This is a genomic window from Clostridia bacterium (assembly GCA_034926675.1).
Lineage (GTDB): Bacteria > Bacillota > DTU025 > DTU025 > DTU025 > JAYFQW01.
In genome coordinates this window covers 1-26,268 of sequence record JAYFQW010000006.1, presented here as the reverse complement: position 1 = coordinate 26,268, position 26,268 = coordinate 1, and the positions used below count along the sequence as shown (strand labels likewise).

Below are 26,268 nucleotides of genomic sequence, written 5' to 3'. Positions count from 1 at the left end.
CTGCTTCAGAGGATATTCGCGAATGAAGTAGAAAAGAGAACAGCATCAGGGAAACGGGAGGTCGGGGCGTTCATGCGGTCGGCGGTGGTGATCGTGGTCATCCTATCCATGCTGGTGATGCTGGGTGTGTGTGCATGCCCGGCGGCGGCAGCTTCCTGGCTATTGGATGCGGACAGAGCTGGTTCAATAACGGGCATTTCTGACGGGATCTACGAGCTCGGTGGCCAGCCCTATGTCTTCCTGCGCGCAGTCGCCGCCGCATTCGGATACGAGACCACTTGGTCCCAGCCAGGCAGGGAGGCCACACTGGCCGGGCGGCGTGTTTCCGCAGTATTCAAGGCCGGCGAAAAACGCGCATGGGTGAACGGTGATGAGGTTGCGCTTTCGTCCGCTGCCGACATGTCCACTGGAAGGCTGGCCGTGAATGCACGGGATCTTGCGGCCATGGGCCTACATGTTCAGGTGGATGATGCAGCTCACACTGTGAGGGTAGGAGCCGAGCGGGTGTCCGTCACCGCGGTCTCATGGTCTTCGGCCCTCGGAGACAGGGCCATGGTCATCGAAGCCGACTTCGATTTCGCCTACAAGGTGTTCACGCTGGGAATTCCTGATCGGGTCGTGGTTGACCTGTACGATTCAGAACTCGCGGCAGCAGTAGTGCCTGCTATTGAGGTGGAGGATGCTCCGGCAAGAAGGGTGCGGTCCGCGATGAACCGACCCGGCCTGGTCAGGGTCGTTGCCGATATGGTTTCACCAACCGGATTCCAGGCAACCTATGAACCAGGCTCTCCTGCACGTCTTGTGGTCCGCTTCAGTTCCACGATTAGCGGATTCGAGCTTGACGAGTCGGCAGGGCTGCGCAAACTCGTCGTGAAAGCTGACGGGAACATCAGGCTCGGACAGCTCGAGGATCGCCCTGATGGGGTGCAGTCATTCGACATATCCGGCGCTGCCATAGGAGTGGGCGCCGAGGAGTTTGCCAGTTCAGATGGGGCCGTGCGGATTCGTGCGGAGCAGGTTGATGGGTGGACTGTTCGGGTATCGATGTTGCTTCGGGAAGGGCTCCGCGCTTTCCAGAGAGCTGACTCTGCCAGTGGGTGCGGGGTCTCAGTGGGGTTTGCCTACGTGGTGTCGGGCGTGCGCACATATCACGAGCCAGGCTGCACCGTTGTGGAACTTGCCACTTCTGCGCCGGTGGCATTTCGCACGTTTCGACTCAAGGATCCCGAAAGGATAGGCATCGACCTCCCGGGGGTGTGGGTGTTTCCTTGCAGCACAATCGAGGTGTCTTCGCCGTCTGTTGCTCGTGTGCGAATGGGTCAGTTCGACCTAGCGACTGGCAGGTCCGTGATCGACCTGCTCGGAGGGGGCGCCCACTCGGTTGAAACCTCTGCTGATGGGAAGACTCTGAAGGTGAAGGTGGCTGAATCCCCGGTTTTCGGGCGCACAGTGATGCTCGATCCGGGGCACGGTGGGACGGACCCTGGCACAGGCAAGGACGGCCTTATGGAGAAGGACGTGAATCTCGACATTGCGTTGAGGCTTCGCGCTTTGCTGAAAGGAGCAGGTGCGTCAGTGGTCATGACGCGCATGAACGATAGTAATGTTGAGCTTTCGGAGCGGTCGAGGCTTGCGAACTCAGTGAAACCAGATGTGTTTCTCTCGATACACTGCAACTCCGTGTTGAACGTCTTCCCGGCCGGGACTGAGACCTTTTACTATAACAACCTGCCATACAGCCAGGAGCTTGCGGCCCTGGTGCACTCCGCCCTGCTAAAGGAGATAGAGCTGATCGACCGGAAGGTGTCGCGCAAGGACTATTACGTGATCCGGGAGACCCAAGTGCCGTCTGCCCTTGTTGAGGTGGCTTTCCTGTCGAATGAGGTCGAGAACGTGAAATTGCGCGACCCTCTGTTCCGTGAGAAGGCGGCAACCGGACTGTACACTGGGATATCAATGTATCTTGGGAGTGAGATGTTCGCCAGATGGCAGGCCGTCCAGGCCGCACCCGCCCTTGCGCCGGTCGCGGGGCAGGCGAAGGAGGCGAGCGAACAACCTCCTGCAGCGGTGGTAACCGTGCCGCCTGTGCCCCCGCAGAGCTCCTCCTACCCTGTGGTGGATACAGAGCCATCGGCGGGCAGTGTGAGCACTGCGCCGATCAGCGGGGATCCTACGTCGACGCCCTGATCTGGGCAGCTGACAGCAATGCATGAGAGCGCGGTTCATCCCGTTCATCCGCTTCTTCGGTCTGTTGTCACTCGCCGCGAAGGAAGAGTATAATAGGCGCATGCAACATGGAAGTATAGGCATCTTCGATTCCGGAATTGGCGGACTGACCGTTGCGAGAGCAATAATGGAGGCTCTGCCGAACGAGCCCATTACGTATTTCGGCGATACTGCTAGGGCGCCATACGGGGACAGGCCGCGTGAGCAGATCATCAGATTCGCGAGAGAGATCGTATCATTCCTCTCGAGGAGAGGAGCCGCGGTGGCGGTGGCTGCGTGCAATACCTCCTCCGCTCTGGCCGTACCCCTCATAACGGGCGAATTCGATATCCCGATCATTGGCATGATAGACTGCGGCGCGCTCGCGGCGGCTGAGGTATCTGGGTCACATCGGATCGGCGTGATCGCAACGGCAAACACTGTGAAAAGCGGGGCCTACCGTGCAGCGATCGAGAGGCTTCTCGTGGATGCAGTCGTGATCGAGCAGGCCTGCCCTGCATTGGTCCCCATGGTGGAACAGGGTGAGGTGTCGGGGCCTAGGGTTGTGGAGGCCATTTCGGGTTATCTGGCGCCACTCCTAGATGCGGGTGTGGATACGATTGTGTACGGCTGCACTCATTACCCGTTCCTAGATTCCCAGATCCGGGCGGTAGCGGGACCATCGATTCAGCTTGTCGATCCTGCAGTGCGAGTGGCAAAGGCAGCAAAGGCGGCATTGCTGGACGGTGGTGGGCTGTCCCATGGGTCTCCTTCCCCTGCTCACTATGTGACCAGTGGTGATCCGGAGCGTTTCGCGGATCTGGTGCACGCCTTGATGGGATGGGAGATAGATCTGCCCGAGCATGTAGACCTCGCTTCCTGCGGCAGCTCTTATCGAGAAGGCCTTCGCCGACAGGCCACGATCTGACTTGCCGCGCGCGGCAGGGGTGGATGCTCTCATCCTGACTCACCTGCATCCTGAGAACGATCCTAGGATATCGGCAGCTGAGGGCGGGGCGGGATTCGGAAGGCCTGTCCATGTTGGGGCGCCAGGCCTTACCCTGGCGGTTTAGGGATTAGGTCTCATTGATCGGAACGGGGGATTCAGATGAGAATAGACGGCAGGGCGCTTGACCAATTGCGCCCGGTGACAATGACAAGGCACTACATAAAACATGCGCCTGGATCCGTCCTGGTGGAAATGGGCGATACCAAAGTGCTGTGCACCGCGACCCTCGATGAGCGGCCTCCTCTTCACACAAGAGGAACTGGCAAGGGTTGGGTGACTGCTGAGTACGCCATGCTGCCTAGGGCGACTCAGGAGAGGACTCCCCGCGAGAGGGGCTCTGGGAGGATCTCCGGACGGACCCAGGAGATACAGAGGCTTATCGGAAGGTCGCTTCGCTCTGTGGTGGATCTGCACGGGCTCGGCGAGTGCACGATATGGGTTGACTGCGATGTGATACAGGCTGATGGAGGCACAAGAACTGCATCGATCACCGGCGCGTTCGTAGCTCTCGCTGATCTTCTGGGCTCCATGGGCAGGTACGAGGGTAAGCCGTTTCCCGTATCCGACTTCCTATCCGCCGTGAGTGTGGGAATGGTCGACGGGGATCTCATGCTGGATCTGTGCTATGCTGAGGATTCCCATGCGGGAGTCGACATGAACGTGGTCATGACATCTGGAGGACGTCTTGTGGAAGTGCAGGGCACTGCAGAGGGTGAGCCGTTTTCCAGGGAGGATCTCTCTGCCATGCTCGATCTTGCCCAGACGGGCATCAAAGAGCTTGCTGCGGCACAGCGATGTGCCCTCGGCGAGCTGGGCGCGAGGATCGGGTGTGGTGGTGCATCGGCTTGAGGCGGCTCGTGATCGCCACGAGGAATAGGGGCAAGCTCCGTGAGATTGCTGAACTGCTCAGGTCGAGCGGGCTTGATGTGAGTGTGTGTTCGCTTGATGAGTATCCAGAGGCGCCCGAGGTCGAGGAGACAGGCGCCACATTCCCGGAGAATGCTGCCATAAAGGCTCGGTCGGCAGCTGAGCATGCCAATGAGCTGGCCCTTGCCGACGACTCGGGCCTCGTGGTTGACGCACTAGGTGGAGCGCCTGGGGTCATGTCAGCCAGGTATGCCGGGCCTGGCGCCTCGGATCAGACCAGGTATGAGAGGCTCCTCCGCGAGATGGAGCATGTTCCCGATGGCCTTCGGACTGCGAGATTCGTGTGCGCCGTGGCGGTGGCCGTCCCACATGGCCGAGTCGCGATCGTGGAGGGGTCTGTGGAGGGCGTCATCGAAAGAGAACCCCGGGGCGAGGGCGGGTTCGGCTATGACCCGGTGTTCTTCCTTCCTGAGCTGGGCGCGACCTTCGGGGAGCTGGATTCCAAGGCAAAGAACGCCATATCCCACAGGGCGCGGGCATTGACGAAATCCATTCCATTGCTCAGAGAGGCCCTGGACCGCGGCTCGGACGCGTTTGACTCCAGAAGAGGCGTATGGTAAACTCAGAATGCTTCGGGGCGTAGCTCAGTTTGGTAGAGCGCATGGTTTGGGACCATGATGTCGCAGGTTCAAGTCCTGTCGCCCCGACCATTGCTTTTGCTTAAAGGAATATCGCTCCAAAGGTGATGACGGAGAGCAGTAGGCCGGTGTTGGGCCTGCGCAGGGAGGGTACGCTGTGATTGCGAGCGACCTCGGGCGCACCCGGCGCGAATTCACTCCCGAACTGTGCGCTGAAACGGACCGGTCGGGCATTGCCCGGTGTCTGCGGGTAGGCGCGGCCGGTGGCCTTCCGTTACAGGGGCAGGGCATCATGTGTGCCCGAGATGAGGCCAGACGGCGAATATGGGTGGTGCCACGGAGTCCACGACTTGCGTCCCATACGCGAAGTTGTGGCTCTTTCGTTTTCTGGGGGTAGTATGAAGTTGAGTGACGACTCAATGGGACGTAGCAGGCGCTGCGCCGGCAGTAAGGGGAAAACGCGCCTAGACGAGTTGCTCGTTGCGCGCGGACTGTTTCCTAATGCGAAAACCGCCGCATCATGGGTGATGGCGGGCAGCGTCATTGTTGACGAGGAACGCGTCGACAAGCCTGGGGCTGCGGTGCGTAAAGAAGCCAGCATCAGGGTGCGAGGCATTGAGATCCCATATGTGAGCAGGGGCGGCCTGAAACTCGCGGCGGCTCTGGATGCCTTCGGGTTGGAGGTCGCGCACCGGGTCGCGATTGATGCGGGCGCCTCGACAGGAGGTTTCACCGACTGCCTGCTGAAGCGAGGCGCGCTTCGCGTCTACTCGGTGGATGTGGGCTTCGGTCAGCTGGCCGGAAGCCTGAGGCAGGATCCCAGAGTCGTGAATATGGAGAGGACCAATATCGGCGATGTGGCGCGCGAGCTGCTAGTGCCCAGGCCTGACCTTGGTGTGATGGACCTATCGTACCTATCGCTATCAGTGGGAGTGCCTACTGTCGCGGCGCTTCTGGCAGATCCGGGCGAGGCCGAGCACGGGCCTGACATCGTGGCCTTGGTGAAACCGCTGTTCGAGGTGGCTGCGGCAGGCCCCGATCTTAGCGCCATTCAATACCGGCAGGCGCTTGAGCGCGCGTGCGCTGCTGGGGTCGAGGCGGGCTGCGGCGTGGATGGACTCATGGCCTCTCCAGTGCTTGGATCAGGAGGGACTCTCGAGTTCCTGGCTCACTACATGCCGGGCGCGGGTTCGAGGATTCCAGAGAGCGGAGTGCTTGCTCAGATAATCGAGAGGGCTATTGACGACGGGACCGCCGTTCTTCATGCGGCTGGACGTAAGGTTAGGGGTGAGGATAATGAGTGACAGGCTGGAATCGCTGGTGCAGCGGACCATCGCGGCGGTTAAGGCTGCAAGATCCACCAAATCCCTTGACGAGGTCAGAGTGTCGATCCTTGGGCGCAAGGGTGAGCTCACTCTGCTCCTGAGGCAGATGGGGCAGATGGCGCCCGAGGAGAGGCCGGTTTTCGGCGCTCTGGTCAACGCTGCCCGTGATCTGCTCGAGCGGGAGTTGGAGTCGAGGATTCAGGTGCTTGCGGCGGAGGAACAGGCTGCCAGGCTTGCGCAGGAATCGGTCGATGTTACCATGCCCGGAAGGGCGCCGCGCATTGGAGCAATGCATCCACTTACTCGCGGAACCATGGAGATCACCGAGATCTTCGTGGAGATGGGCTTTCAGGTAGTCGAAGGGCCGGAGGTAGAGACAGACTACTACAATTTCGAGGCGTTGAACACTCCGAAGTGCCACCCTGCCCGTGATGTGCAGGATACCTTCTACATCACAGATTCCGTGCTGCTCAGAACGCAGACCTCTCCAATGCAGGTGAGGCAGATGGAATCGCAGGCGCCTCCTGTTAGGGTGGTCGTTCCGGGCAAAGTGTACAGGCGCGATCAGGTGGATGCTACGCACTCGCCAGTATTCAACCAGCTTGAGGGGCTTTTGGTGGATAGGGGCGTGACGTTCTCGGATCTGCGGGGGACGCTCACGGCCTTCGCCAACAAGTTCTATGGTCCAGAGCGAAGGGTGCGCTTTCGACCCCATTACTTCCCCTTCACAGAGCCATCTGCCGAGATGGATGTGTCCTGCGGGATCTGCGGAGGCGCAGGCTGCAGGACCTGCAAGGGAGAGGGATGGATAGAGGTTCTCGGCGCTGGCATGGTTCACCCGAATGTTCTCCGGGCAGTTGGGTACGATCCGGAGGAATTGACCGGGTTCGCATTTGGAATGGGCATCGATAGGCTTGTGATGCTGAAGTACGGCATCGATGATCTGAGGCTGCTGTTCGAGAATGACGTGCGGTTCCTCTCCCAGTTCTAGCGGGCCGCCCAAGAGAGGTGTATCTAGATGCTTGTGCCTATGAACTGGCTTTCCGACTATGTCGACATCCAGCTGGACCCGCACGAACTTGCCGAAAGGCTCACGATGACAGGCGCCAAGGTCGAGGCTGTGCGGATGATCGGAGCGAACCTCCGAAGGATCAGGGCCGGGAGGGTCCTGTCGGCTACCCCTCATCCAAGCTCAGGAAGGCTCCGAGTGGTGCTGCTTGATCTCGGAGCGAAGGAGGCGCCGCGCCGAGTGGTCACAGCTGCCGCCAATGTGGCTGAGGGCGATGTGGCGCCGGTGGCTCTGGATGGCGCCAGGCTCGATGACGGAACCGTGATCGGAGAGGCGGAGTTAGCGGGAGTAAGATCGGAAGGGATGCTCTGCTCTGCTCGGGAGCTCGGGATTTCGACAGACGCCTCAGGCATCCTCCTGCTCCCGCCGGATGTTGCCCCAGGGGCCGATGTGGTGGAAGCCTTGGGGCTTGCCGATACTGTGCTGGAGCTTGAGATAACTCCCAACAGGCCTGACTGCCTGTGCATGGTGGGTGTGGCGCGCGAGGTGGCTGCCGTCACAGGCTCTAGGCTTCACATGCCAGTATCTGAAGTCCGCGAGGCGGATGGAGACGCTCATGGCCTGGTGAGTGTGGGGATCGAGGCGCCGGACTTGTGCCGGCGATATGCGGCGCGGGTGGTTGGAGATGTATCGATTGCACCGTCCCCCCTTTGGATGCAGGTTCGCCTTCGCGCTGCGGGAGTGCGCCCAATCAGCAACGTTGTTGATATCACCAACTATGTGATGCTTGAACTGAACCAGCCGCTGCATGCATTCGACTGCACTCAGGTGCATGGCGGCGGAATCATCGTGCGGACCGCGTGGGCAGGTGAACGAATCACGACTCTCGATGACGTGGAACGGGAACTGAGCCCGGAGATGCTGGTGATAGCAGACTCCGACTCGGCCCTGGCAATCGCGGGGGTGATGGGCGGCGCCGCATCTGAGATTTCAGAGGGGACCCGCCTGGTGCTGCTGGAGTCGGCGAACTTCGCAAGGCAGAGTGTTTGGCGGACATCAAAAAGCCTGCGTCTGCGGACAGAGGCGTCGTCGAGGTTCGAGAAAGGCCTCGACCCGGAGATCGTTCCGGCTGCCCTCGACAGGGCGGCTGCTCTCATCGGACAGGTCGGAGCGGGGAAGCCTCTCCACGGGATCGTCGACTCATATCCGGCGCCTGCAACCAGGAGATTCATCAGCACCAGTGCATCCAGAATCAGCGCCAAGCTGGGGCTGGCCCTCTCGCGTGAAAACGTAGCGAGTTGCCTCGAACGACTCGAATTCCCTTCCGAGCTCGGCGAGGATGGAGACTCCATGAGGGTGGAGGCGCCCAGTTTCCGTGGGGATGTCCGGGAGGAGATCGATCTCGTTGAGGAGGTCGCGAGGATATGGGGCTACAACAATGTGCCGGCGCGGGTCCCTGCCGGGTCCATGTCCGGCGGCCGCAGCCCTCTGCAGCGCCTAGCTCAGAAGGCCAGGCAGATCCTTGCATCTGCAGGCGCGAGCGAAACCTTGACCATTCCGTTCATGTCGCCGCTGGATTTCGACATGATGAGATTGCCTTCTGATGATCTGCGACGCAACGGGATAGCCATCGCGAACCCGATGGTGGACGAGGCGTCGCTGATGCGTACGACTATGGTTCCATCCATGCTTGCGTCGATTGCTACGAATGTCAACAGGAGAAACCTCGGAGTATGTCTGTTTGAGATAGGCCGCGTGTACACTCCAAGTGAGGCTCTTATCAAGGGTGTCGAGATCGGGCGGGGAATGACGCCGGCAAATGAGAAATCCGTCCTCATCGGGGGAATGGCGGGATCGATTTCCGAACCCGCGTGGCATACGCCAGTGCGCGAATACGATTGGTTCGATGCCAAGGGAATTGTGGAGGCGCTCCTCTCTGAGCTGGGCGTGGATGGAGCCGCGTTCGTCCGATCCTCTCTGCCCACTTTCCACCCTGGCCGAACAGCTTGCGTGGTCCTCGGCGGCGCCCCCCTGGGCGTCGTCGGCCAGGTACACCCGGATGTCGCGCAAGCGTATGGCGTGCCTTTGCACACGACCCTATTCGAGCTCGACTTCGATGCATTGGCCACTCTCTGCGAGGAATCCCGCTACTCTCCCCTTCCTAGGTTCCCGGCTATCGAGAGGGATGTGGCTATGCTTGTGGGCAGAGAGGCATCCGCCGCGGAAGTCGTCGGATTGATCAGGCGTGTCGGCGGTGAGCTGGCAGAGTCGGCCAAGCTGTTCGATGTGTACGAAGGTCCGCAGGTGGGGCTCGGTAAGAGAAGCCTGGCATTCTCCATTACCTATCGGGCGGCCGATCGAACGCTCACCGATGATGAGGTGAACGTTGTTCACAATGCGGTGAGAAACTCCCTTGCTAACGAGCTTGGGGCCGTGCTTCGCTAGTAAGGCGCGGGGCGCGCCATTGGTCCGGGGCCGGGGAGGCGCCTGACGGCGCCCCCCGTGTGACCTGAGTGCATCTTGCCTATAGAGTGGTCAGATACCTGTCGAGCTCCCATGGGTGCACATTGGTCTGATAGCCTTCCCACTCGAGCCTGCGAGCTTTCACGAACCGATGATACAGAGGCTCTCCTATTGCCGAGACCAGAATCTGATCCTTTGCGAGCCAGTCGAGGGCCTCACTCAAGGACCCGGGCAGGCTCGCTATTCCATCCTGCGCCCTCTCATCAGGCGACATCCGGTAAGTGTTCTTCCGCACCGGACTGGGAGGGGGCGTTTGCTTTCTGACGCCGTCAAGCCCTGATGCGATGATCGCCGCGAAAGCCATGTATGGGTTGCACGACGAATCCGGGGAGCGAAGCTCAACTCTTGTGTTAGCTCCGCGGCTCGATGGCACTCGACAAAGAGACGTACGGTTCCCCTCTGACCAGCACACGTAGACCGGGGCCTCGTACCCGGGCACCAGCCGTTTGTATGAGTTTACGGTGGGGTTGGTCACGGCGGCGAGTGCTTTCGAATGAGATAGCAGCCCTTCTATGAAGAAGAGGGCAGTATCGGACAGGCCGTGGAGTGCGGACTGATCGAAGAAGGCGTTTGCGCCCTGCGAGAACAGAGACAAGTTCACGTGCATTCCTGATCCTGCTATCCCTGTTATCGGCTTTGGCATGAATGTGGCGTGGAGGCCATGGTTGCGCGCCACGACCTTGGTGATGAACTTGAGAGTGGTCACATTGTCAGCCGCTGTCATGGCATCGGAATACTCGAAGTCTATCTCATGCTGCCCGGGCGCTAGTTCGTGATGGGCCGCTTCCACGCGGAAACCCATGTCCTCTAGTGCGAGGACGATGTCTCTTCGGGCATCCTCGCCGTGGTCGCGGGGGTACAGGTCGAAGTAGCCAGCTTGATCCCCTGTGTGCACCGTTGGAAGGCCAGCCTGGTCCTGAGTGAAGAGGAAGAACTCACATTCTGGTCCGACCATCACTTCATATCCCATGCTGGCGGCGTCTGCAACAGCACGGTGGAGGATTCGCCTGGGGTCTCCCTCAAACGGGGCGCCGTCATTGTTGCATACGTCGCAGATCAGCCTGGCTATTGCGCGTTCGCCGTGCTTCCAGGGGTATATTGCGAACGTCGACAGGTCGGGCCTGAGATTCATATCTGACTCATGGATTCGGGCGAACCCTTCGATTGAGGAGCCATCGAACATGGCCCCCCGATCTATTGCCCTCTCAAGCTGGGTAGCGGGGATTTCGACGTTCTTGACGCATCCGAGCATGTCAGTAAACTGCAACCTTATGAACTGGACATTCTGCTCTCTTGCCATTGAAAGGATGTCGCTTCGCGTGTAATTTGGCATCTGTTGTCACCTCACGTATGACCGGTGCGGATTATTATGAGGTCGATACTATCACCGGGCGGATTCGGTGTCAACCCATTTTCTGGTCCGAAGTCGGCCCAGTTGTATGCGCCGTGCGGATCCGGGCCCGAATGGAAACGTCAATGCCCAGGACGAGCAGTGTGAACCCATCTGGGCAAGGAGGATTATGGGCGTACGTGGATAACACTCTATGGCACGAACCAACGAGAGGGTGGTCTACTTGGGAGACGTGGCGCCGAAGGCAGGCAAGGATGCCGCGAAAGTAAGTGCGCTCATCATGGGCGAGGAGTATGTGATTCGGGGAGATGCTGATTCCGATTACATCGAGGGCATCGCGCGCAATGTCGATGCCAGGATGCGACGGATTGCGGAGTCGAACCAGAGGCTGTCGTTGCAGCAGGCGGCGGTGCTCGCCGCGCTCAATATCGCAGATGAGCTCGAATCGTCGAAGAGAAGAGCTGCCGACCTTCTAAGGCTTCTGGAACAGATCTGAGGGCGGGGTGAACGCACTTGAGCCTTTCATCGATCGATTGGCTGTCTGCCGTGCTTCTGTTTATCCTGGCTTCCGACTTCGTGGTCGGGTTCAGCCGTGGGCTGGTGAGGCAGGCCGCAGGGTTGATAGGCGCCGTGCTCGCGGTGCTTGCCGGTGCACGGTTCTACCGGGCGGTAGGAACTGTGCTTCTTGCATGGTTTCCCAAGCTGCGCCAGCCTGCTCCGGATGTTCTCGGATTTCTTGGCGTGTTTGTTGCCATAATGATTATCGTCGACCTGATAGGTCACGGGCTCTCCACGGTGATGAAAGCTCCAGGGCTCTCCGCTCTGAACGGCTTGGGAGGGGCGGCGTTGCGAGTGGCCCGCGGATGCTTGCTCATAAGCATCGTGCTTGTAGTGGCGGTATCAGTCGGCCTTCCCGATGTCAACCGAACGATTGAGAGGTCTCCCCTGGCCGTGCAACTCCTTAGGTTTGCACCGGCAGTGTGGGGCGAGTTGGAGCGGTTCATCCCACCAGACCTCACCATACCCGGGCTTGGAGGTACTAAGGGCTTTGATATCAAACCGGGCAATCGCAGCGTACTTTGAGCAGATCGCGGATCTCCTGGAGCTTCTGGGTGAGAATCAGTTCAAGGTCAGAGCGTACACACGGGCTGCGGAGGCCCTGACGGCCCTGGCAGAGCCTGCTATTGAGGTGCTCGAGCAGGACCCGAAGAGCATCCCGGGAGTGGGCGAGGCCTTGCTCTCGAAGATAAGGGAGATCAGCACTACGGGACGACTGGAGTACCTTGAGAAGCTGCGCTCGCAGGTCCCAGCGGCCATACTCGCACTGACCGCGGCGCCAGGGATTGGGCCGAAAGCAGCTTGGAAACTGCATGAGGCCCTCGGAATCCAGGATGTGGCCGAGCTTGCCGAGGCAGCGCGCGCTCACAGAATCCGGGCGGTTCCTGGATTTGGCGCCAAGACTGAGGCGAACATCATCAGGGCCATCAGAGCAATGCAGTCAACTGGAGGACGCCACCCGCTGTACTCCGTGATCCCATTGGCAGAACGGATTGTGGCAGATCTTGCAGCTGCGGCTGGCGTTGAACGTGTCAGCATTGCTGGAAGCCTCAGGAGGAGGCGGGACACAGTCGGCGACATCGATGTGGTGGCGGCCGGAAGCGATGGTGGATCCGCCATGAAGGCCTTCGCTTCCATCGACGTGTTCCGGGAGATCACTGCGATGGGCGAGACGAAAGCGACAGGGGTCACCGAGAAAGGGATCAGCTGCGACCTGCGAGTCGTCTCCCTAGAGGAGTACGCCTCAGCCTTGCATCATCTCACAGGGTCCAAGGAGCACAACGTGAGGCTGAGGGGAGTAGCCGGACGGCGCGGGCTCAAGATCAACGAATACGGGGTATTTCGGGATGGCGTCGCCGAGCGACTGCCGGTCGAAAGCGAAGAGGAGCTGTATGCACTCCTCGAGATGGACTACATTCCTCCGGAGCTGCGTGAGGACAGGGGTGAGATCGAGGCGGCCGCATCGCACGCGCTTCCGCACTTGATTGAGAGGAGCTCCATTCGTGGTGATCTCCACGCACATACCAGCTGGAGTGATGGAGTCGCGTCCATCTCGGAAATGGCGGAGGCAGCCAGATCCATGGGGCATGAATACCTGGCCATCACGGATCACTCGCATTCTCTGGGCGTAGCCCATGGGCTGGCAGGGGAGCGCCTTCTCGAACAGCTTGACGAGGTTCGAAGGATGGACAGGCGTGCGGGCGACAGGGCAGGCCAGCAGGGATCCGGAGGAATACGGGTGCTGGCAGGAACGGAAGTAGATATCCTCAAAGACGGCGGCTTGGATTTCTCCGATGAGATCCTCTCGCAGCTCGACGTAGTGATCGCATCAATACACAGCGGATTCCAGCAGGATCGGGACACGATCACCCGACGCATCATCCGAGCGATGAACAACCCAAATGTGGACATCATTGCGCACCCCACTGGACGACTCCTGGGCAAGCGGCCTGGATATGACGTGGACATGGACGCTATCATTAGGGAGGCCGCAGCCACGGGCGCCGCTCTGGAGATCAACTCCTATCCGGACAGGCTCGATCTCTCCGATGAACATGCGAAGGCCGCCCGAGACGCAGGGGTCATGATATCCATCGATACCGATTCCCACTCGCCTGATGAGCTTCGGAACATCGAATACGGAGTGTGGGTTGGGAGGAGGGCGTGGCTCGAGCCTCGGAACGTGCTCAACACCTTAAGCTGCCCCGACCTCTTGGCATGGTTGTCATCGCACAGATCTACGTCAGGCCAGTAGCAGGAGGAGAGGGACAGGCTGCGCTTTCCCTGGAATGCCCCCGGTGCGCGTATGGGCATACTCATTGTATGCGCTGCGCGCGAGTTCTTCTTTCTGGAGGCATGAATGCTTCACGCGATAGTAAGATCACTTGTGGTCTACTTTTTCGTCCTGGTGGCCATGCGCTTCATGGGCAAGCGCGAAATCGGCAACCTCTCCCCATTCGACCTAGTTGTTGCGATCATGATTGCTGAGCTTGGCGCCATTCCCCTTCAGAATCACGACATTCCCCTGGGCCATGGCCTTGTTCCCATAGGGATACTCGCAGCTGTAGAAGTGCTGGTGGCTGCGACATGCCTGAAGTGCCCGGGGATCAGGAAGATTGTAATCGGTGAGCCGACCGTCATAGTCGAGGATGGGAAACTCATGGAAGGGAACATGCGGAAGCTCCGGTATAATATCAACGACCTCATGACTCAGCTCCGCGACAAAGACGTGTTCGATGTGGCTGACGTGGAGTCCGCTTTCCTTGAGCCATCCGGGAGGCTGTCCGTTCTGCTGAAGTCGCAGAAGAGGCCAGTGACTCCGGAGGATCTATCCATGGCGACTGACTACGAGGGGCCGGCATATCCCCTGGTCGCCGATGGCAGGATTCAGTATCACTACCTGAAGATGGTGGATCTCACCGTGAAGCAGCTCAAAGACAGGCTGGAGCAGAAGGATGTTCATGACCTAAGTGATGTCTTCCTCGCAAGCATTTCCAGCGACGGAGAGCTGTACGTTACCCTGAAGAACGAGATATCCCTGGATGAGCTAGAACGAGGCCAGTAGAGATGAAGGCGGGGTGGGGAGAATGGAACTGACGCACGAATTTCGGGAGAAGTTCGTCAGGAGTCTCTCAGGACGCGATTTCATCCTTTACGGGGGAGTGCTGCAGCTTGCCCGGGAGCGAGGGCTCAGGCGAATCACCACGAGGATAGTGCAACTGCCTTCGAAAGAGAACTCGATGTATGCGGTGGTCGCGGCTGAGGTCGAGACAAGCGATGGCGTGTTCACGGAGGTTGGCGATGCATCTCCGGAGAATGTGTCAAGGTCCATTCAGCCGCACCTGCTTCGCATGGCCGCCACAAGGGCCAAGGCCCGGGCGATGCGGGACGCGGTAGGAGTTGACATGGCAGCAGTAGAGGAGTTGGGCGGTTCCGAACCTGAGGATGACGCCGCCATTGACGACTCCCCTGTCGACGCAGGCGACGGCGACTCCTCTCCTGAGGACACCATGATCAGATTCGGCAAATACTCCGGACGCACTCTGGGGGAGATTCTCTCTGCTGATAGAGGGTACGTGGAGTGGCTCAGCCAGAATGCCAGGGAGGATGATGTCCGTCGGGCGGCGAGTGTTCTGCTATAATGTAGTGGAGCCTCTCAGACTCATGACGGGTCCGGGGCGTCTGCCCTGGCCCGTTTTTCATATGGACGCTCATCCGGAGGCGAGTTGGATGGGGATAATGCATTGCGCGGTTCAGCCAGTTCCGGAACTCCTGGCGCAGGTGGAATCGTGGGACTCCATGGCAGCGGCTGTGGCCGCCGGAGCAGACTCCATTCTCATAGGCGTCACTCTACCCGGCAGGGTGCACGGCGCAGCCGATTTCGGTGACAGGGAAGGGGAAGTGGAACAGGTCATCAACCACTGCCACCTCCGCGGCGTTCGGGCATACATCGCTCTGAACACTCTGATAAGCCAGAACGACCTCGATGACGCGAGGCGCCTTGCAGGGCTGCTCCACACATGGGGCGCAGATGCCCTGGTGCTGCGGGATCTGGGCATGGCTGCGATTGTGAGGGCGGCATATCCAGAGCTGCCTCTGCATGCAAGCGCCGGTATGACGGTCAACAACTCTGATGCTCTTGCGTCTCTTGAGGGCATGGGATTTGTCAGGGCGATTCTTGGCGCTGAACTCTCAATAGCCCAGATCTCCGTGCTCTGCCGAAGTACGTCCATGGAGCTTGAGGCGCCCATATACAGTGGTCTCTGTGCGGGCTACTCAGGGCAATGCCTCATTGGCGGCGCCAATGGCCACGGTGGAGCAGTCCGTGGGCGATGTGCCGCTCCATGCCGGCAGGATTACTCGCTGGTGTGCGGTTCAGATGCCTGCTCTGATCTGCGACAGCCTGGAACTCAGTTGCTGAAGGCCAAGCATCTTGCTGCATTGCCGCTGCTCAGAGAGCTTGCTGTTTCCGGAGTGGCAGGGATTACGCTCGAAGGAGCTTCCGGAAACCCTGAGGAGATATGGGCCGCAACCCGAGTGTACCGGGCGGCCCTTGACCGGCTCGCGGAGGCGCCGGATGATTTCGGGGTCATCGAAGCCGAAGTGGACGAACTGGAAGCGGCATGTGGCTGCGATCTTACCACTGGATACCTCGACCGAAACCAGGGCGCCGACATGATGAGCGTGAGCAGGTGCGGCGGCAGCGGGGTTCGTGTTGACCGGGTGGAGTCGTTCGGCAGGGCAAGCGGAGTCGGCGAATCAGATAGGAAGGTCCCGATAAGTGCACGGGCGAAGGCGGCAGTTGGGCACAGGCTGTTGCTGAGTGTCACTGATTCCGACGGAAACTGCGTCACAACTGAGGGCAGCATCGAGGGCATCGCTGCGGATCGCACCCCATTGACATACGACTACGTGCACAAGCAGCTATCGCGCCTTGGCAATACCCCCTTTGTCCTCCACGAGCTTCTGTGCGAGCTGGATGGACGCGTGATAGTCCCGATACGTGAGATCAATGAGGTCAGGAGGACAGCTGTGAAGTCCCTGGCTGACTTGAGAATCTGCCGGCACAGGCGGGCGCCGATCCCTGAGAGCGAGTCGGCGGAGGCGGCGGCGCGCTTGGTCACCGGAATCGCGAGGGACGGTCGTGAACGCCGTGATGCCGACTGGGGTGCTGACGAACAACTGACGGTTGCGGTGCGTGTCTCAGATCTAGGTGGTGTGCACGCTGCGGTTGATGCAGGCGCGGATTGGGTTTCCGTCGGCGGAGAGGTGTTCGAGCCGGCGCAGAGGCTAACCGCAGCGGATATCGCGGAAGCTGTGGATGCGGTTCACCGAGAACGTGATGGCGCGAGATTGCTGTGGGCTACCCCGCGAATAGTCAGCGATTGCGAGATTCCACAGGTCCGCGAAGACATGCGCAGAGCGCACGACGCAGGGGCAGATGGAGCGTTCGTGGCGAACCTTGGCCTGGTTGGCTTCGCGTCGGAGCTATACGGGGGCTTTGTCGTTTCCGATTGGACCATGCCGGTGATGAACTCAGTGGCCATGGGAGAGCTTGCGGAGCGCGGTGTGGAGTACTTCCTTCTCCCGCCTGGGCTCACACTGGACGACGTTGGGGTGATCGCCGAGGCCACTGTCCCATGGAAGTGTGGAGTGATGGCCCATGGAGCGCTGGAGCTCATGGTGTCGGAGCAGTGCGTGCTTGGCGCAGTGCTCGGGGGAAGGACGGGCAGCAACCCATGTTCCGCGCCATGCACCAAAGCACGATACTCACTGATGGACCGGACTGGGGCGCGATTCCCTATTCTGTGTGATCTATCATGCAGGATGCACCTGCGAAACAGCGTGGATCTATGCATTGTGGAGCAGATTCCCAGGTTACGGAATATGGGGATAGGCTCTGCGTGGCTAGATCTGCGATGTTGCAGCTCATCACTGGTAAGGGCTGTCGCAAGTGCGTATGTGGAGGCTCGGAAGGCGGAGCCCGGCGGGGGACTTACGTTGGAGCCGGGGGTTTGATTATGTGACACGAAGCGGCGGCGCGGTCGGGCAATGCCGCTTTAGATGCGTCTAGCTTGGAGTACGGAGGGAGTCGAATGGACGAACGTTCACTCCGCGTTCTGGAATACGAGAAGGTTAAGGTAATGCTCGAAGAGTGCATGGCCTGTGGGCTTGGCAAGCAACGCGCACGGGAGCTCTTGCCCTTGGCTGAGCGGGCCATGATTGATGAGATGCAGTCGGAGACCACAGAGGCCAGGGCGGTTTTGGACCTAGGAAAGCAGATACCTCTTGGCGGGATTCGCGATATCCGCGAAGACGTGGAAAGGGCAATCCGAGGCGCTACGCTCACAGGTGGACAACTGCTGGAGGTGGAGTCCACCATTTCCTCGTCGAGGCGCCTGAAGAAGTCCCTTGCAGAGCTGGGGCCTGACTACCCAATACTTGTGGATGCTGCCGCGGGAATCGAGACCTTCGGAGACCTCGAGCACGCCATCGGCGCCGCCATATCTGATTCTGGAGACGTGCTTGACTCTGCGAGTTCTGCGCTCCGAAGCATAAGGCTGAAGATTCGCAACCTGAACAGCAAGGTTCGGGAGACTCTGGACTCTATCGTACGATCCCCCGAGTGGGGCAAACTCCTTCAGGATCCGGTCGTCAGCATCAGGAATGGCCGTTTCGTTGTCCCGATTCGCTCAGAGATGCGCGGGCAAGTGTCCGGAATTGTCCACGACCAGTCGGCATCAGGGGCGACTGTGTTCATGGAGCCAATGTCTGTGCTGGAGCTGAACAATGACCTGAGGCAGGCAATTGCTGAAGAGGAGGCTGAGATAGAGCGGATTCTTGCTGACCTCTCCAGCCGAGTGGCGGCCATGGGAGACCGGTTTACGAGGACCCTGGAGGCTGTCGGACGCATCGATTTCATGGTCGGCCGAGGCAAGCTATCTCAGAATATGGATGGAGTCCGGCCCGAGATCAACGAGGAGGGCGTAATCAGTTTCGTCGGGGCGCGTCACCCTCTCCTGAGAGGGGATGTAGTCCCAATTGATCCGTACCTAGGGAAGACCTTCAACACGCTCGTCATCACTGGGCCGAATACTGGAGGAAAGACGGTTACTCTGAAGACCATCGGGCTGCTCACCCTCATGGCTCAGTCGGGGTTGCATATCCCGGCAGAGCCGGGCAGTGAAGCCGCTGTGTTCGAGCAGGTATTTGCGGACATCGGGGATGAGCAAAGCATAGAGCAGAGCCTGTCCACGTTTTCCTCGCATCTCACACATATCGTGGACATACTCGGCAGGGTGGAAGGCAGTTCGCTCGTGCTCCTCGACGAGCTTGGGGCGGGAACCGATCCACAGGAGGGCGCCGCTCTGGCCATGTCGATACTTGAACGCCTTCACGCCGCCGGAGCTCGGACTGTAGCGACTACCCACTACAGCGAGCTCAAAGTGTTTGCCCACACGACTGAGGGAATGAGCAACGCCAGCGTCGAGTTCAACGTTGAGACACTCAGGCCCACGTATCGGCTGTCCATTGGGGTTCCCGGTTCATCCAATGCCTTTGCGATTGCTGAGAGGCTGGGGCTCCCAGGTGACATAATCGGATCCGCCAGATCGCACGTTGGCGCCAGTGGTCAGAGAGTAGAGGAGATGATAACCACTCTCAAAGAGGAGCACGACCGGGCGGCCGCGGCACGATCCGATGCGGAAGGGCTCCGCTCAAGATACCTTCAGCTGAAGGACAAATACGAGGAGCAGATGAGAAAGCTCCAGCTGGAAAAGGCCGAGATTGCCAGGAAGGCGCGGGCCGAGGCAGACTCGGTGGTTCAGTATGCCCGGAGGGAGGCCGAGCAGATCATCGCGCAGATCCGTGCCGTGCAGACAGAACGGGCAAGCGCGATTGCTGCAGCGGGCTCAGGAAGCAGCCGGGCTGACCTGGATGAGGCCATACGTGCAAGCAGACGGGATCTCGATGCCCTGCGTGACATAGGTCGAGAGCTATCCCCGGGGAATGAGGGCGGAATCGCGACATCTTCGTCAGACGAGGCCCTCTCAGCCGAGGCTGAAGGCGCGTGGGATGAGTCCACGCGGATCCAGCCAGGAGATGAGGTGGAGATCATCTCCTTGGGTCAGCGTGGCGTTGTTCTGGACGCATCTGGGCAGGACGAGTTCGTCGTCGCCATGGGTCCGATGCGCGTGAACGTTGCGCGCGCATCTCTCAGGAGGGCCAAGCCACTCCCGCGAGCTAGGGGCGAGAGAGGCGCCGGATTGCCCCGCGAGCCAGTGGGGGGCGTCGCGATGCTGGAGATTGATCGCGCCCGTACCATCTCTTCAGAACTTGACCTGAGAGGGATGCGAGTAGACGAGGCTCTCGACGCGGTGGACAAGTATCTAGACGATGCGGTGCTTTCGGGCATTCCCAGAGCGAGGGTGATACACGGGAAGGGCACAGGAGCACTTCGTGAGGCTGTCCGCTCGCAGCTGGCCGGGGACCGCAGGGCAGTGAGCATCAGGAGCGGCGAGGCGGGCGAAGGCGGCGATGGCGTCACTGTCGTATCATTCCAGCGGTCGTAGCATGGATGGAGATGGGCGAAGCACACGCACGTCGTCCATTCTCCCGCCGCTCACAGCCGCGCAGCCAGGAAGCCCCGTATACAGCTCCCGGCTGCAGCTTGCTGAATCCCTATCTCGCTTTGTCTGGCTCCAAGTATTTCGGGTGAAAGAACGTCCGTCCCGATCCCATCAAGGGCGCCGAAGATGGGATCGGGACGGGATTTGGCTGAATCACTTAGCAGGTGACTGATCCCGCTGGCCTAGGGCTCTGTGGGCGGAACTGTGGTCTGCTGGTTCAGCTCAGATAGTGGCTGACCAAGAGTCCACGTTTCGCTTTCGGCGGGAGGGTTCGGAGCCAGCTCGGCAACGGGCTGCTTATCAGACTCGAGAGCATCAGTCGGCGAAGTGGGTTGGGGCTGAGAAGGATTGAGGCCTGGTACACTCCTATCACCCCATGTATTGCCATCTGGCGTACCCGAATACCCGCCACGACCGTGAATTGGACATTCCTCTACAGGCTCAGTGCCTGACACGAACTTCTCCTCGACCACGCGGTCGGCAGGGCAGTTGCTAGACGCGAGCTTGCCAGAGCTTTCACATATCCTAACCCCGGTGGATATGCCCTGTGGCATCGGGAAATCGCGGGCCGGAACTCCATTGAGGGCCTTCTTCATGAATGCCGCCCATATCTCCGCTGCCTTGGAGCTACCCACTACCCCTATGCCGGGGTATCTCATTTCCCTCGTGGTATCCTCGCCGATCCAGACCGCTGTCACCATGTCCGGGGTGAAACCCACGAACCAGGCATCGGTGTTGCTGTCGCTCGTGCCGGTTTTCCCTGCTGCGGGTCGGCCAATGCTGGCGCGCTTCCCGGTCCCCTTAGGGCTGGAGATGACGCCTTTCATCATGTCCACCATGATGTAGGCGGTGCGCTCGTCGAGCACTATCTCTCTTTTGGGAACTGACGATTCTAGCAATCCGCCGTCTGCGCCGCGGACCTCGATGATAAAGTACGGCTTCACCTTGGCTCCGCCGTTCGCGAGGGCGCTGTAGGCTTCGACCATCTCTATAGGCTTGATTCCTCGGGTGAGGCCTCCAAGGGCCAGGGCCAACCCGACGTCGTTCCTTTGGCCCGACTCAACGAGGGACGTTATGCCCATTTTCTTGGCTAGATCGATCACACGCTTGGGGCCTAAGTCGCGGAGCAGTTGGATCGCAATCATGTTCACCGACTGCTCCAGAGCATGCCTGAGCGTCATCTGCCCCTGGAACTTCCCGCTGAAGTTCTTGGGGGCCCACACCCCTCCATCGCCCATCGGAAAGGAGAGGGGCTGATCTGTCACTATGCTTGCAGGGGTGTACCCGGCGTCAATCGCGGCGGAGTATACGAAGGGCTTGATTGTGGAGCCAGGGGAACGCTCTGCCCTAATCGCCCTGTTGTACTCATCTTCGCCACGTCCACCAACGATGGCCCGTATCTGCCCGGTCTGGGCGTTGATCGCTATGAGTGCGCCTTGCGGGTACGTGATGTCGCCGCGGCCGTCCTTGCGCGACTCGACCCTGCCCTTAGGCAGGAGAGACGCGAACGCCTGTTCCGCTGCGCGCTGAGCGTTCAGGTCTATGGTGGTCTTTACGCTCATTCCGCCTCGGTACACTCGTTCGGAGCCGTACTGGGAGATCAGATAGTCACGGATCATGAATACCGCGTACCTGCCCACGGTGTTCGGCTTCTTCTGGTCAGCCAATACAGGATCCTTATCGGCTGCCAGCGCAAGGGCTGCCCGCTGGGCCGCTTCCCGCTTGGCTGGCCTCGGATCGTCCTGGAATACCTCCACCATGCGGCGGAGCACTACCTTGCGGCGCCCATTGGCCTTCTCGGGGTTCTTCAATGGAGAGTAGATCTCGGCGCCCTTCGGGACTCCAGCGAGAAGCGCTGCCTCGTTCGTACTCAGTTCGCTTGCATGCTTCCCGAAGAAGAGCTGTGAGGCTGCCTCAACTCCATATGTGCCGTGGCCGAAGTACACCCAGTTCAGGTAGTATTCAAGGATCTCGTCCTTGGTGTACTTCCGCTCGAGTTGGAACGCGTACATGGCCTCGTATATCTTCCTATTGAGTGTCTTCTCCATGGAAAGGAACACATTCCTGGCCAGCTGCGCGGTGATAGTGCTTGCGCCTTGGTCAGTGGACATGTGCCTGATGTCGTACCACAATGCGCCCAGGATTCGCCTGACGCTGATTCCGTGGTGCTCATAGAACGTATGGTCCTCAACTGCGATCACTGCGTCGATCAGATCAGGGGATATGCTGGAGAGCGGCACCCAGATCCGGTTTTCGATCATCAGCTTAGTGAGCACCTTCCCGTTCGCGTCGTAAACGACGGTAGGAAGGCTAGCACGCTGTTTCACGTCCCGCACATCGTCAAGGCTCGGGGCGTTCTTGAGATAACTCGACATCACGGCGGCGGCCGCACCGACCGTGACAAGAAGCAAGATCACAAGCATTATCCCGATTATCTGAAATGAACCCCGCGTGTTGGAATGCATGATTGACTCGGGGCCTCCTCAGCTTAGAATTACGACCCATTATAACATAGCCAGGGCGCTTTCGTTGACCCTCAGCGCAGCGCTGTGCTAGACTAAGGATACAGTTGGGGTGCAGGGGGCGTGTCAGTTTATGGATCCCGTAGAGCAGCTGAACATAATCAAGAGAGGCGCTGCAGAGGTCATCTCTGAAGAGGACCTAGCGGAGAAGTTCAGGAAGTCGCAGAAGAGTGGCAGGCCTCTCCGAGTGAAACTGGGCCTGGATCCATCAGCGCCCGACATCCACATAGGCCACACTGTTGTGCTCCAGAAAATGCGTCAGTTCCAGGACATGGGGCATGAGGCCATCATAGTAATCGGTGATTTCACAGGCAGAATCGGAGATCCGACTGGAAAGTCGGAGACCCGCAGGCAGCTATCTGAGGATGAAGTGAAGGCGAATGCCAAGACGTATGAGACTCAGATCTTCAAGATCCTCGACTGCGAGCGGACCAGGGTCGTGTTCAACTCCGAATGGCTTGCGAAGCTTACGTTCGCCGATGTGATTGAGCTTGCTGCCAAAGTGACTGTGGCCCGAATGCTCGAACGCGACGATTTCGAAAACAGGTATCGAGAGGGCAGGCCAATAGGGATTCATGAGTTCTTCTATCCGCTCATGCAGGCATACGATTCCATTGCGCTCGAGGCTGATGTGGAGCTCGGCGGAACCGACCAGAAGTTCAACAACCTTATGGGCCGGACGCTTCAGCGTGAATATGGACAGGAAGGGCAGTGCGTTGTCCTGACGCCGATCCTGCCTGGCCTTGACGGTGTCCAGAAGATGAGCAAGAGCCTGGGAAACTACATCGGGATCAACGAGTCCCCCGCTGAGATCTTCGGCAAGACCATGTCCGTTCCCGATCAGCTGATCGTGCCGTACGTCGACTCTGCGACCACGATGCCGCTAGAGGAGAAGATAGAGATAGAGCAGGGCCTGAAGTCGGGATCGCTTCATCCCATGGCGGCCAAGCGGCGGCTAGCCTCGAGGTTAGTGATGCAGTTCCACGGAGTCGAGGCCAGCCGAGGGGCGGAGCAGGAGTTCGACAGGGTGTTCTGCAAGCATGAACTCCCAGAGGACATTCCTTCCGTCAGCCTAGGAAAAGATCAGTACGCCAATGGGAAGATTCCCGTTGCCAAGCTGATTGTGGCAGTCGGGCTTGCTGCTAGCAATGGGGAGGCCAGGCGCCTGATCGATCAGGGTGGGGTGCGGATCGATGACACTCGCGTGGATGATCCTGCCTCTGAGATCGAGCCCAGGGATGGGATGATAATCAAGGTGGGGAAAAGGCGATTCGCCAAGGTCATCGCGAAATAACCAACGGGGGTGGCGAAACATGGGTCTAGTGTCGGGTGTGGAGGTTCTCCGCTGCGCGAACGAGGGAAAGTACGCAGTGGGCGCTTTCAACGTAAACAACCTTGAGTTCGCCCGTTCAGTCGTGGCGGCGGCCGTGGAGCAGAGGTCGCCGGTGATAATTCAGGCCTCGGAGGGCGCCATTGCCTACGCAGGAATTCGGGAGTTATCCGGGCTGGTCAGGTCTCTCGCAGAGAGCGCGGATGTGCCAGTTGTGCTTCACCTGGATCACGGTCGCGATTTCGATACTATCATCAGGTGCATCCGGCACGGGTTCACCTCTGTGATGATCGACGGTTCCCACCTACCCTTCGAGGAGAATGTGGCTATCACAAAGAAGACCGTTGAGATCGCGCATGCGGTCGGAGTGAGCGTAGAGGCGGAACTCGGGAAACTCGCGGGGATTGAGGACAATGTAGCGGTGGCGGAGCGTGATGCTCTCCTTACCGATCCTGATGAGGCTCGGGAGTTCGTGAGCAGGACTGGCGTCGATTCTCTCGCAGTGGCGATCGGCACGTCCCATGGTCCACGGAAGTTCAAAGGCGAGCCTATTCTTGCCATTGAGCTGGTCTCCAGGATCAAAGAGAAAGTCGGGGGCATGCCTCTGGTTCTGCACGGCGCCTCAGGGGTTCCGACAGATGTGACGGAGCTTGCTGAGAGGTTCGGAGCCCGTTGGGCCGGTTCCAAGGGTATTCCCGACAGCAGCATAGTCGAGGCGATTTCGCGCGGCATAAACAAGGTCAACATCGACACTGATATGAGGCTTGCGTTCGTTGCCAGCATCAGGGAGATCCTGTCGGTCAGGCCAGAGGTGACCGATCCCCGAGACATCATGAAGCCAGCGATGGCCATGGTCAAATCGGTGGCGGCATCGAAGATGAAGCTGTTCGGAAGCAGCGGGCGCGCTGCCTAAACCCCGCGCGTGTCTGATCCCGCGCAGACATGCATGTAGACACGGATATAGACATGCAGATAAACCACCCCTCCGGCATAGGCTCAGGAGGGGTGGTCTTTTTTGTGTATGAGACTTCCGATGGGTTTCCCGGCTCCAGCCTGGCTCATCAGGCTGACGTCTTGCCTAACGAGGACACCCCGGTTTAGGCCTCGCTTTCGCAGCGGGGGACATTGGCGGAGACAGGCGCGGCGATCAGGAATGCACTGGAGAGGATCGTTTGGAAGGCATAGAGATGGAGCACGAAGCGGAGGCAGAGGTAGTGGAAGCGGCGGTCTTCGCGAAGATACGGAGGACCTAGACCGGTCGTTCTCAGGCACTCGATTCCGGCGTGGCGGCAGCGCTGGAGTGAGGAGGATGCTGGTCCTCGCGTTCGCTGCACTGATTGCGATTGGCTTCGCGGGCTTCGTATTCGTTGAAATCCGGCTGAAACCGACTCTATTGGAACTCGCAGAGGCGCGGGCGAGGGTAATCGCCACATCGGCACTGAACGATGCTCTCTCAGAAGCCGGGGCGATGGAGATAAAGTACGAGGACCTCATGGACTGGAAAACTGATGGCCAGGGCAACATCGTGGCGGTTCAGCCGAATACTGGGGAGATCAACAGAATTGCCGCGACCACCACAACAAGGGTACAGGACGCTCTGCGGGGCATCGAGAGCGTGAAGATCTCGGTTCCGTTCGGGCAGGTGCTCGGGAGCACTCTTCTTGCTCACATGGGCCCCTGGCTTACGGTTAGGATGATACCCATAGGAGTAGTCAGCACCACAGTGACTGACCAGTTTGACACGGCAGGGATCAACCAGCTCCGACACAGGATATTCCTTGAGATCGAAGCATACGTGAAGATACTAGTGCCGCTGGTGAGCTCGAGTGTGATTGTGGCATCGAGCATGCCGATTGCCGAGGCCATCATCCTAGGAGACGTTCCTAACTTCTACGTTCATGCGGGTAATGTAGGCGAGATCATCCCGGGAGTTCTCAATCCGGGGGTGGTGGACGGGAGCAGCGCGGGAGGGTCAGGAACACCCAGCAAGTAGGCCCTCAGAGTGATAGGTTCATGGCATGCGTGAGCACGCTCGCGCAAGGGGCCTGGGGACGGCGACGGAAGGGATTGCCTTGGCTTCCTCGATCATTCAGCACTTTTTCGCACCGGCCCCCTTGCGCGCCGCAGACCAGCATGGTATAGTAACGATTGCCGCCTGCGATGAGCGGCGGATGTTCCTTGAAAACCAAACAGCGTGGAGCCTGAAGTCGATAGCAAGAGTTTGAAATTGCGGGCGACTAGAGAAGATAAGAGCGCGACAAACTCGAAAGAGTCATCGCGAGATGGTTTTTTGGAGAGTTTGAT

At 59.5% G+C, this 26,268-nt stretch carries 20 protein-coding genes and 1 tRNA gene; 18 read left to right on the top strand and 3 right to left on the bottom strand.

From position 1 onward, the window contains the following. The first annotated feature begins 72 nt into the window (after positions 1-72). From VB144_02445 to pheT, 8 genes are all read left to right on the top strand, one after another. Positions 73-2,187: an N-acetylmuramoyl-L-alanine amidase family protein gene (locus VB144_02445; protein ID MEA4882515.1), complete on the top strand. Its 2,115-nt coding sequence runs from the start codon at positions 73-75 to the stop codon at positions 2,185-2,187. A 100-nt stretch (positions 2,188-2,287) separates the two neighbouring features. After that, a complete protein-coding gene (gene murI / locus VB144_02440) occupies positions 2,288-3,133 on the top strand; it encodes a glutamate racemase (protein ID MEA4882514.1) in 846 nt (281 codons plus the stop codon). Between the two features lie 180 nt (positions 3,134-3,313). Continuing rightward, entirely contained in the window at positions 3,314-4,063 is a 750-nt protein-coding gene (rph, locus tag VB144_02435) for a ribonuclease PH (protein ID MEA4882513.1), read from the top strand. Further along, complete coding sequence (locus tag VB144_02430) at positions 4,060-4,701, top strand: XTP/dITP diphosphatase (protein MEA4882512.1); 642 nt, start codon at positions 4,060-4,062, stop codon at positions 4,699-4,701. The genes rph and VB144_02430 overlap by 4 nt, the downstream gene beginning before the upstream one ends. A gap of 13 nt (positions 4,702-4,714) precedes the next feature. Continuing rightward, positions 4,715-4,791: transfer RNA gene (locus VB144_02425), tRNA-Pro, on the top strand. Positions 4,792-5,123: 332 nt separating this feature from the next. Continuing rightward, positions 5,124-6,023, top strand: coding sequence for a TlyA family RNA methyltransferase (locus VB144_02420; GenBank protein ID MEA4882511.1), 900 nt, complete (start codon positions 5,124-5,126; stop codon positions 6,021-6,023). Continuing rightward, on the top strand, positions 6,016-7,035 hold the full coding sequence (gene pheS / locus VB144_02415) for a phenylalanine--tRNA ligase subunit alpha (GenBank protein ID MEA4882510.1): 1,020 nt from the start codon (positions 6,016-6,018) through the stop codon (positions 7,033-7,035). The genes VB144_02420 and pheS overlap by 8 nt, the downstream gene beginning before the upstream one ends. 27 nt (positions 7,036-7,062) lie before the next feature. Then, the gene (gene pheT / locus VB144_02410) at positions 7,063-9,498 is read left to right on the top strand and encodes a phenylalanine--tRNA ligase subunit beta (protein MEA4882509.1); all 2,436 of its coding nucleotides are present in this window, start codon (positions 7,063-7,065) and stop codon (positions 9,496-9,498) included. Between the two features lie 79 nt (positions 9,499-9,577). Here the strand turns inward: pheT and glnA are convergent, their stop codons facing one another. Beyond that, a complete protein-coding gene (gene glnA / locus VB144_02405) occupies positions 9,578-10,909 on the bottom strand; it encodes a type I glutamate--ammonia ligase (GenBank protein MEA4882508.1) in 1,332 nt (443 codons plus the stop codon). A 211-nt stretch (positions 10,910-11,120) separates the two neighbouring features. On the opposite strand from glnA, the gene VB144_02400 reads away from it, so the two are divergent. The 7 genes from VB144_02400 (at position 11,121) to VB144_02370 (ending at position 20,055) form a co-directional block, all read left to right on the top strand. After that, positions 11,121-11,423, top strand: a complete 303-nt coding sequence (locus tag VB144_02400) for a cell division protein ZapA (protein ID MEA4882507.1) — start codon at positions 11,121-11,123, stop codon at positions 11,421-11,423. Positions 11,424-11,440: 17 nt separating this feature from the next. After that, positions 11,441-12,010 carry a CvpA family protein gene (locus tag VB144_02395; protein ID MEA4882506.1) on the top strand — a complete coding sequence of 190 codons (570 nt, stop codon included), beginning with the start codon at positions 11,441-11,443 and terminating at the stop codon, positions 12,008-12,010. Continuing rightward, positions 11,976-13,739 (top strand): DNA polymerase/3'-5' exonuclease PolX, encoded by a 1,764-nt coding sequence (gene polX, locus VB144_02390; protein MEA4882505.1) that lies wholly within the window; start codon positions 11,976-11,978, stop codon positions 13,737-13,739. The genes VB144_02395 and polX overlap by 35 nt, the downstream gene beginning before the upstream one ends. 105 nt (positions 13,740-13,844) lie before the next feature. After that, positions 13,845-14,549 (top strand): DUF421 domain-containing protein, encoded by a 705-nt coding sequence (locus tag VB144_02385; GenBank protein ID MEA4882504.1) that lies wholly within the window; start codon positions 13,845-13,847, stop codon positions 14,547-14,549. 22 nt (positions 14,550-14,571) lie between these two features. After that, positions 14,572-15,126, top strand: a complete 555-nt coding sequence (locus tag VB144_02380; GenBank protein MEA4882503.1) for a hypothetical protein — start codon at positions 14,572-14,574, stop codon at positions 15,124-15,126. Between the two features lie 88 nt (positions 15,127-15,214). Then, on the top strand, positions 15,215-17,503 hold the full coding sequence (locus tag VB144_02375) for a DUF3656 domain-containing protein (GenBank protein ID MEA4882502.1): 2,289 nt from the start codon (positions 15,215-15,217) through the stop codon (positions 17,501-17,503). A 77-nt stretch (positions 17,504-17,580) separates the two neighbouring features. Continuing rightward, positions 17,581-20,055, top strand: coding sequence for an endonuclease MutS2 (locus VB144_02370; protein ID MEA4882501.1), 2,475 nt, complete (start codon positions 17,581-17,583; stop codon positions 20,053-20,055). 239 nt (positions 20,056-20,294) lie between these two features. Here the strand turns inward: VB144_02370 and VB144_02365 are convergent, their stop codons facing one another. Then, positions 20,295-22,577 carry a PBP1A family penicillin-binding protein gene (locus VB144_02365; protein MEA4882500.1) on the bottom strand — a complete coding sequence of 761 codons (2,283 nt, stop codon included), beginning with the start codon at positions 22,575-22,577 and terminating at the stop codon, positions 20,295-20,297. Between the two features lie 130 nt (positions 22,578-22,707). Here VB144_02365 and tyrS point away from each other — a divergent pair, with 130 nt between their 5' ends. From tyrS to yunB, 3 genes are all read left to right on the top strand, one after another. Next, entirely contained in the window at positions 22,708-23,928 is a 1,221-nt protein-coding gene (gene tyrS / locus VB144_02360) for a tyrosine--tRNA ligase (GenBank protein ID MEA4882499.1), read from the top strand. Positions 23,929-23,947: 19 nt separating this feature from the next. Continuing rightward, entirely contained in the window at positions 23,948-24,877 is a 930-nt protein-coding gene (gene fba, locus VB144_02355) for a class II fructose-1,6-bisphosphate aldolase (protein ID MEA4882498.1), read from the top strand. Positions 24,878-25,273: 396 nt separating this feature from the next. Then, positions 25,274-25,957, top strand: coding sequence for a sporulation protein YunB (yunB, locus tag VB144_02350; GenBank protein ID MEA4882497.1), 684 nt, complete (start codon positions 25,274-25,276; stop codon positions 25,955-25,957). Positions 25,958-26,049: 92 nt separating this feature from the next. Here the strand turns inward: yunB and VB144_02345 are convergent. Next, on the bottom strand, positions 26,050-26,268 hold a 219-nt coding region (locus VB144_02345), incomplete at its 5' end, for a hypothetical protein (protein MEA4882496.1).